The following is a 7547-nucleotide window of genomic DNA, read 5'->3' as shown; positions in this document are numbered from 1 at the left end:
TCAGCTCGTGGTGAAACCTACGCCAGAAAGAATGGGCCATCGGCTCGTCGGTAGCGCTCATGTGTTGGTCGGAATAGTGCCCATAGGCCACCTGAATAGCCTGGGGTAGGCGTGAGAGATCGGCTTTCTCCGCTATCCCTTTGGCTTTCAAAATGGGCCAGAGCCAGAATTTGGGATGCCCAAGAATCAGGGTATCGCCTACATCAAACAAGACTGCACGAATCATAGCAAAAATACTAACCCGACATTATGAAAATAGAGCCACAGTAGCTCCACAAGACGGGCCCCACCGACTGGGGTCTGGATCCAGAGTTGCCCCCACCCTCCGAGCATGATAGTCTCTTGACGTTGCTCACTAGACTGTCCAGCGAGGCAGTGACGAGCAGCCAGTGATCCCCGGTGAAAAAACTGGAATCCCATCTCCCCTTCCACGCAACGGAGGGGTGTGCGTCAGAATTAAACCCAAATCTGGCGGTTGTGGTTTGTGATGAGGTGTTGACGGTAGGCCATGATTGAACGCTATCAAACCCCAGAAATGAAGGCGCTGTGGAGCGAGACCCGCAAATATCAGGTTTGGGCTGAGGTTCAAATTCTGGCCATGGAAGCCTGGGAAAACCTGGGGCAGATTCCGGTTGGAACAGCCCGACGGTTGCGCGAAGCACTGCGGCAAAAGCCAGTCGATGCCGCTTTTGCCCAAAGAGTAGACGATATCGAGACCGAAACCCGGCACGACATGGTGGCCTTTACCCGCGCACTCGCCGAGTGGACGACCGACGCCGACGTAGCCCGCTGGCTACACCTGGGCCTGACCAGCACCGATGTGGTGGATACGGCCCAGAATGTCCTGCTGGCCGAGGCCCTGGCCCTGGTCGAGCAAGAACTCGAGCAAACCAAAGAAGCGCTGCAAACCCTGGCGGTGAAATACAGGCGGCTGCCTGCCATCGGACGTACCCACGGGGTACACGCTGAGCCCACCAGCTTTGGCCTGCGCTTTTTGTCATTCTACGCGGCTTTGTTGAGGGATGCAGATCGCTTACGGAGGGCCTGTGAAGGCATCCGGATCACGATGATTTCGGGATCGGTAGGGAACTACGCCCACCTGGAGCCAGCCGTAGAGCAGTGGGTTGCAACGAATTTGGGCTTTCAGATTGAACCGGTCTCGACCCAGGTAGTGCCGCGTGACCGCCACGCCGAACTGATGGGAGCACTGGCAATTCTGGGGGCCAATATGGAGCGAATTGCGGTGGAATTGCGCCACCTGCAACGCACCGAGGTTTTGGAAACCCAGGAGCCCTTTAGCGATAAACAAACCGGCTCCTCCTCCATGCCACACAAGAAAAACCCGGTGGCCCTGGAAAACATCTCGGGGCTAGCCCGGCTCCTGCGCTCCAATCTCCAGGCCGAGCTGGAAAACGTGGCTCTCTGGCACGAGCGCGACATCTCCCATAGCTCGGTGGAGCGGGTCATTCTGCCCGACTCCACCACCCTGGCCCACTACATGCTGCGCCGATTACGGTGGGTTTTACAAGGTCTGGTGGTCTACGAAGACAACATCGCCCGAAACCTGCTCCTGACCAGGGGGCTGGTCTACTCGCAGCGGGTTCTGGGTTTCTTGATCGAAGCAGGCATGGATCGAACCACCGCCTATGACGTGGTGCAACGCAACGCCCTGCAAAGCTGGGAAGAGGGTCAGGAGTTTAGAAATTTGCTGGAAGCGGACCCCAGATGCATCCTGAAGGGCGAAGCGTTGGCCGCAGCCTTCGACCCCGGTTATTTTCTGCGGCAGGTGGATGCCATCTATGCGCGTTTTGGGCTTTAGAGCGGTTTCCACAAACACCTGCCAGTCCCGGCAAGTGCCTGACCCGGCTGTGCTGGGCATTGGTGGGAAGCGCGAATGGGGATACTATAAAGCTACCCTCCGCCTCTTGTGGGCACCTTTGAATGTGAGGTTTTGATGGAAAAACTGTACGAGGGTAAAGCCAAAATCATCTATCCAGGCCCCGCGACTGGCACCATTCGAGTCTTCTTCAAGGACGATGCCACCGCTTTCAATGGGCAGAAGCGTGCCCAGATTGCTGGCAAGGGGGTGGCCAACAATAAGGTTTCCTCGGCCCTGTTCCGCTATCTGGAAGACCACAGCATTCCCACCCACTTCATCCGCCAGCTTTCCGATACCGAGATGCTGGTGAAGCAGGTGCAGATCGTGCCGCTGGAAGTGATCGTGCGCAACCGCACTGCGGGCAGTTTTTCCAGGCGCTATGGGGTGGAAGAGGGCAGGATACTGCCCTATCCGCTGGTGGAGTTTTCCTTCAAAAGCGATGCCCTGGGTGACCCTCTGATCTACGACGACGCAGCGCTGGCGCTGGGGTTGGTGAGTGGCAGTGAGCTATCACGGATCAAGGAGCTGGCCCTGAAGATCAATGGTTTGCTAAAGGACTATTTTGCCCAGCGCTACCTCGAGCTGATTGACTTCAAGCTCGAGTTTGGAAGACTCCTGCACTCTGCGGCCCCCACCGACGAGCGCGGTGCTGTTGTGCTGGCCGACGAAATCTCGCCGGATACCATGCGCTTGTGGGAGTTTGGAACCGGCGAGAAAATGGATAAAGACCGCTTTCGCCGTGATCTGGGCGGGGTGGAGGAAGCCTACCAAGAGGTGCTGCGTCGGGTGCTCTTGCCCCCGCAGCCTTCTGCCTGAGACCTGAGACTATGAAATACCATGCAACCCTATTGATCGAGCTCAAAGACGGCATCCTCGACCCCCAGGGACGTGCGGTGGAAGGGGTTTTGAAGGGCCTCCAGTACCGGGCCGAGAACGTACGGGTAGGGCGGGTGCTGGAGATGGAACTCCAGGCAGCCAGCGAGTCGGAGGCCAGAGCCACCGCCCATGACATCGGCAAGGCCCTGGCCAATCCCGTGATGGAAGTGTTCATAGTCGAGGCGGTGAAGCCACTGGCATGAAAGTTGCGGTGATTCAGTTTCCCGGCTCTAACTGCGACCAGGACGCGGTATGGGCGCTTCAGTTGGTGGGGCTCGAGGCCGAACTCGTATGGCATACCGCAACCAGTCTCGAGGGCTTCCAGGGGGCCATTTTACCGGGTGGGTTCTCGTATGGCGACTATCTGCGGGCCGGTGCCCTGGCTAAGTTTTCGCCGGTGATGCAGGCAGTGCGTCGTCTGGCCGAGCGCGGCAACCCGGTGGTGGGCATCTGCAATGGCTTCCAGGTACTCACCGAGGCCGGGCTGTTGCCAGGGGCGCTGCTGGCCAACCACACCCTGCATTTCACTTGCAAGGAGGTATTTGTGCGGGTCGAGCGCACCAACCTGCCCTTCACGGCAGGCTACCATCAGGGGCAGGTTTTGAAAATTCCCATCGCTCACGGCGAGGGCCGCTACTACGCCGATGCACAGACGCTGGAAAGGCTCGAGCAGAACCATCAGGTGGTTTTCCGGTATACTCCGAACCCTGCGAGGAGCACCCCTGCCTCGACCCCTCGCCCCGCCGCACGGCGCCCTGGCATGGTGTGGGAAGACGGAGTGGGTGAAAGTTCGTTCAACCCCAACGGGTCTTTGCACGACATTGCGGGCATTGTCAATGAACAGGGGAATGTGCTGGGGATGATGCCCCACCCCGAACGCGCCGTAGAAGGCATCCTGGGCTCTGCCGATGGCCTGCCCCTCTTCGCCAGCCTCAAGCAGGCCCTCGAGGTGATGGCCTGAGGTGGGCAACGAACCAAGGGAGGTAATGGCATGACACTTAGCGTGATCACCTTCGACTTCTGGGGCACCCTCTTCACCGAAGGCCCTGAATATTCCGGCCATGTCAAAAACCTGCGCAATGAAATCTTGCTGGATGCGGCCTCCGAAGCTGGCATTCCCGCCGAACCCGCCGCCGTGATGGAGGCCTGGCGGCAAGCCGCCCTCGATTTTGACAAGGCCTGGGGAGCTGAGCAGGTCATGACCCCGTTTGATCGGGTCACCCGCATCTTTGGCTATCTGGGCCTGCCCTACGACGAAGGCCAGGTGGCCCTTACCACCCAGCGCATTGTCGAAGCGGGCCTCCAGGGTAGCCTGATTCCCCTGCCAGGGGTGCTCGAGGCCCTGCCCAAGCTGGCCCAGCACTACACCCTGGGCATCGTCTCGGACACCGGCGTTTCGACCGGGCGCATTTTGCGCGAGCAGCTAGGCCGCCACAAGCTGCACGACCTTTTCAGCGGCTTTTCCTTTTCCGACGAGACCGGGGTGGTCAAGCCCAGGCCCGAGGCCTTCTGGGCAGCCCTGGACGAGATGGGGGCCAAACCGCAGCAGGCCCTGCACATTGGCGATATTCCCCGCACCGATATTGCCGGGGCTTTTCAGACGGGCTATCCCTGGGCGGTGCTGTATACCGGACACGTCCACCGAAATGGACAGCCCCAGCCCACTGCCCGTGTGGGTAACCACCTGGAGCTGATCTCGCTCCTCAAAGAGGTCATCCGGCACCCTCCGAGGGCCATGTAATGGAAGAAGCTCTCCACCCCCTGCTCAAAGAAACCGGCATCCCGCTGGGCGAATACCAGGAGATTGTCCGCCTGTTGGGCCGCGAACCCAACCGGCTGGAGTTGTATCTGTTCAAGGTGATGTGGAGCGAGCACTGCTCTTATAAAAACTCCCGTCCCCTGTTGCGCCTGCTGCCCAGAGATGGCCCAGCGGTTTTGCAGGGGCCGGGCGAAAACGCGGGGGTGGTGGACATTGGTGAGGGTTGGGCGGTGGCCTTCAAGATCGAGAGCCACAACCACCCCTCGGCAGTGGAACCGGTGCAGGGAGCAGCCACCGGCGTGGGGGGGATCATCCGCGACATCATGGCCATGGGGGCCCGGCCCATCGCCCTGCTGAACTCGTTGCGCTTTGGCAAACTGGAAGACTCGCCCGAAGGCGACCGCACCCGCTACCTGGTGCGGGGGGTGGTTGAGGGCATCGCCCACTATGGCAATGCGATCGGGGTACCCACCGTGGGCGGCGAGGTCTATTTCCATCCCGACTATCAGGACAACCCGCTGGTGAACGCCATGTGTGTGGGTCTGTTGCGCGTGGACGAGCTGAAGAAAAGCCGGGCTTCGTTCTCGCGACCGGTCTATTATGTGGGCTCCAAGACCGGGCGTGACGGCATTGGGGGGGCGGCCTTTGCTTCCGAGGAGCTTTCCGAGGAAAGCGAGTCCAAACGCCCCAGCGTACAGGTGGGCGACCCTTTCATGGGCAAGCTGACCCTGGAGGTCACCCTGGGGGCTATCCGGCAAGACCTGGTGGAGGGCGTGCAGGACATGGGCGCCGCTGGACTGACCTCGTCCTTATCGGAGATGGCCCACAAGTCGGGGCTGGGTCTCGAGCTGAACCTGGACTGGGTGCCCAGGCGCGAGACGGGTATGAACTCTCTGGAACTGATGCTCTCCGAGTCGCAGGAGCGGATGGTACTGGTGCCGCATCCGGGCCGGGAGACCCGCCTCGAGGCCCTGGCGGCCCGCTGGGGTCTGGATGCCGTTCCGGTAGCCACCATGATCGCCGAGCCGGTGTTCCGCATCGTTTCCGAGGGTCAGGTGGTGGCCAATGTGCCCACCAGCGCACTGGCCGACTCGCCGACCTACGTGCGCGAAGGCCAGGAAAACCCCGCAACCGCCACGCTCAGGGCCATGAACCTGAGCCAGTTGCCCGTACCACAGAACCTGGAAGAAGTCCTGCTGCAGCTCCTGGCCTCGCCCAACCTGTGCAGCCGGGCTCCGGTCTTCGAGCGCTACGACCACCAGGTCGGCACCAACACCGCCCTGATCCCCGGCAAAGGCGATGCCGCCATTGTGCGGATTAAGGGGACAAACCGCGCCATCGCGGTCAAAGTGGACGCCAACCCCCGCTATAGCAAGCTGGCCCCCCGCCTGGGTGCTCAGCACGCCCTGGCCGAAGCCGCCCGCAACGTGAGCGTGGTAGGGGGGCGTCCCCTGGCCTACACCGACGGCCTCAACTGCGGCAACCCCGAAACGCCCCACGGCTATTTCGAGCTTTCCGAGACCATCCACGGCCTGGCCGAGGCCTCGAGGGCCCTGGGACTGCCGGTGGTCTCGGGCAATGTCTCGCTCTACAACGAAGGCCCCAGCTACCGCATCCCCCCTACCCCGATGGTGGGTGTGGTGGGGCTCCTGGAAAACCTCGAGCACCGCGCCGAGCTGGGTTTCCAGAGAGCGGGCGAGTTTATCGTGTTGATTGGCAACAAAGAAGGTGGCTTCGGAGCCTCCGAATACCTCTGGGTGGCACACCACCTCGAGGCCGGCAGTCCACCCGCCCTTGACCTGGCCCACGAAGCCAAAACCCAGGCTGCCATCCGTGAGCTGATCGAGCGGGGCTGGGTCAAAACCGCCCACGACGTGGCCGAAGGCGGGCTGGCGGTAGCCCTGGCCGAGATGTGCCTCCCCTACAGGCTGGGGGCTACCATCGAGATTCGCAACCCGGCCCGGCCCGATGCCCTGCTGTTTGGAGAAGCCCCCAGCCGCATCCTTTTCACCATAGATCAGGCTAAACTGCAAATGGCGGTGAAGGTACTGGAATCCTTCGAACTCCCACACAAAATTCTGGGCCAGGTCGGTGGCGATAAGCTCACCATCCTGATGCCCAAGGAGCGCCTGGAATGGAGCCTCGAGTCGCTGCACGCGGTCTGGGAGCGTACCTTGCGGGAGGTGCTGCCGTGAGGTGCAAAGCGCCAACCGCCCAAAGCCAAAAGCCAGAGGCAGTCAAGCCAGCGGAACTCGAGGTTTTCAATCTTCAGCTTTCGGATCTAAGCGACTCCGACAAGCCACAAGAAGAGTGTGGCGTGCTGGGCCTGTGGTCGCCCGAACCGCTGCTGGTAGCCGACCTGCTACACCTGGGCCTTTTCGCCCTGCAACACCGGGGGCAAGAAGCAGCGGGCATCTGTGTTTCGAACGGGCGGGATCTGGTGATCGAGAAAGACCTGGGGCTGGTAGCACAGGTCTTTGACGAAGCCCGGATGCAGCGGTTGCGCATCCCAGGAGCCAACCTGGGGATTGGGCACACCCGCTACTCCACCACCGGCTCCAACCTGCGCTTCAATGCCCAACCCCTCAACGTGCGGAGTTCAAAGGGAATCCTGGCCATTGCCCACAACGGTAACTTCGTCAATGCCCTGCAAATTCGGCAGGAGCTTCTGGAGCACGGCGCGGTTTTCCAGACCACCAACGACACCGAGGTGATGATTAACCTCATCGCCCGCTATGCCAGGCTGAACCTCGTCGAGGCTACCGCAAGAGCCATGCGCGAGTTGACCGGCGGCTTTAGCGTGGTGCTGATGGATCGGCACACCGTGCTGGCCTTGCGCGATGGTAACGGGGTGCGTCCGTTAGTCATCGGCAGGCTCCCTGGTGGCGGCTGGGTCTTTGCCTCTGAACCCCCCGCCCTGACCCTGATGGGTGCAGTGTTCGTGCGGGATGTTCGGCCTGGGGAGCTGGTGTGGGTCGAGGCAGATCATCAGCCACCCCTTTCCCACACTGTTGGGGAAAGAGGGCGGGGGAT

At 61.2% G+C, this 7547-nt stretch carries 6 protein-coding genes and 2 pseudogenes; 7 read left to right on the top strand and 1 reads right to left on the bottom strand.

The features are described from left to right. Positions 1-226 (bottom strand): annotated as a pseudogene (locus Q0288_RS16735) (hydrolase); the annotation flags it as partial. 282 nt (positions 227-508) lie between these two features. Here Q0288_RS16735 and purB point away from each other — a divergent pair. The 7 genes and pseudogenes from purB to Q0288_RS16700 form a co-directional block, all read left to right on the top strand. Beyond that, positions 509-1819 (top strand): adenylosuccinate lyase, encoded by a 1311-nt coding sequence (gene purB, locus Q0288_RS16730; protein WP_299433070.1) that lies wholly within the window; start codon positions 509-511, stop codon positions 1817-1819. Positions 1820-1954: 135 nt separating this feature from the next. Then, positions 1955-2695 carry a phosphoribosylaminoimidazolesuccinocarboxamide synthase gene (gene purC / locus Q0288_RS16725; protein WP_299433067.1) on the top strand — a complete coding sequence of 247 codons (741 nt, stop codon included), beginning with the start codon at positions 1955-1957 and terminating at the stop codon, positions 2693-2695. An 11-nt stretch (positions 2696-2706) separates the two neighbouring features. After that, entirely contained in the window at positions 2707-2958 is a 252-nt protein-coding gene (gene purS / locus Q0288_RS16720) for a phosphoribosylformylglycinamidine synthase subunit PurS (RefSeq protein WP_299433064.1), read from the top strand. Then, positions 2955-3716: a phosphoribosylformylglycinamidine synthase subunit PurQ gene (gene purQ, locus Q0288_RS16715; RefSeq protein ID WP_299433061.1), complete on the top strand. Its 762-nt coding sequence runs from the start codon at positions 2955-2957 to the stop codon at positions 3714-3716. The genes purS and purQ overlap by 4 nt, the downstream gene beginning before the upstream one ends. Before the next feature lie 30 nt (positions 3717-3746). Next, positions 3747-4496, top strand: a complete 750-nt coding sequence (locus Q0288_RS16710) for an HAD family hydrolase (RefSeq protein WP_299433058.1) — start codon at positions 3747-3749, stop codon at positions 4494-4496. Next, positions 4496-6709 (top strand): phosphoribosylformylglycinamidine synthase subunit PurL, encoded by a 2214-nt coding sequence (gene purL, locus Q0288_RS16705; RefSeq protein WP_299433055.1) that lies wholly within the window; start codon positions 4496-4498, stop codon positions 6707-6709. Before Q0288_RS16710 ends, purL begins: the two co-directional genes overlap by 1 nt. Before the next feature lie 122 nt (positions 6710-6831). Then, a pseudogene (locus tag Q0288_RS16700) lies at positions 6832-7547 on the top strand (amidophosphoribosyltransferase); the annotation flags it as partial.

The organism is uncultured Meiothermus sp. (genome assembly GCF_937863175.1).
Lineage (GTDB): Bacteria > Deinococcota > Deinococci > Deinococcales > Thermaceae > Meiothermus.
The sequence above is the reverse complement of the archived record's forward strand: the minus strand, read 5'-3'. Positions and strand labels throughout refer to the sequence as shown.

Coding starts and splice junctions, on each gene's coding strand:
- purC (WP_299433067.1), top strand. CDS start 1,955: ATGGAAAAACTGTACGAGGGTAAAGCCAAAATCATCTATCCAGGCCCC.
- purS (WP_299433064.1), top strand. CDS start 2,707: ATGAAATACCATGCAACCCTATTGATCGAGCTCAAAGACGGCATCCTC.
- purL (WP_299433055.1), top strand. CDS start 4,496: ATGGAAGAAGCTCTCCACCCCCTGCTCAAAGAAACCGGCATCCCGCTG.
- Q0288_RS16710 (WP_299433058.1), top strand. CDS start 3,747: ATGACACTTAGCGTGATCACCTTCGACTTCTGGGGCACCCTCTTCACC.
- purB (WP_299433070.1), top strand. CDS start 509: ATGATTGAACGCTATCAAACCCCAGAAATGAAGGCGCTGTGGAGCGAG.
- purQ (WP_299433061.1), top strand. CDS start 2,955: ATGAAAGTTGCGGTGATTCAGTTTCCCGGCTCTAACTGCGACCAGGAC.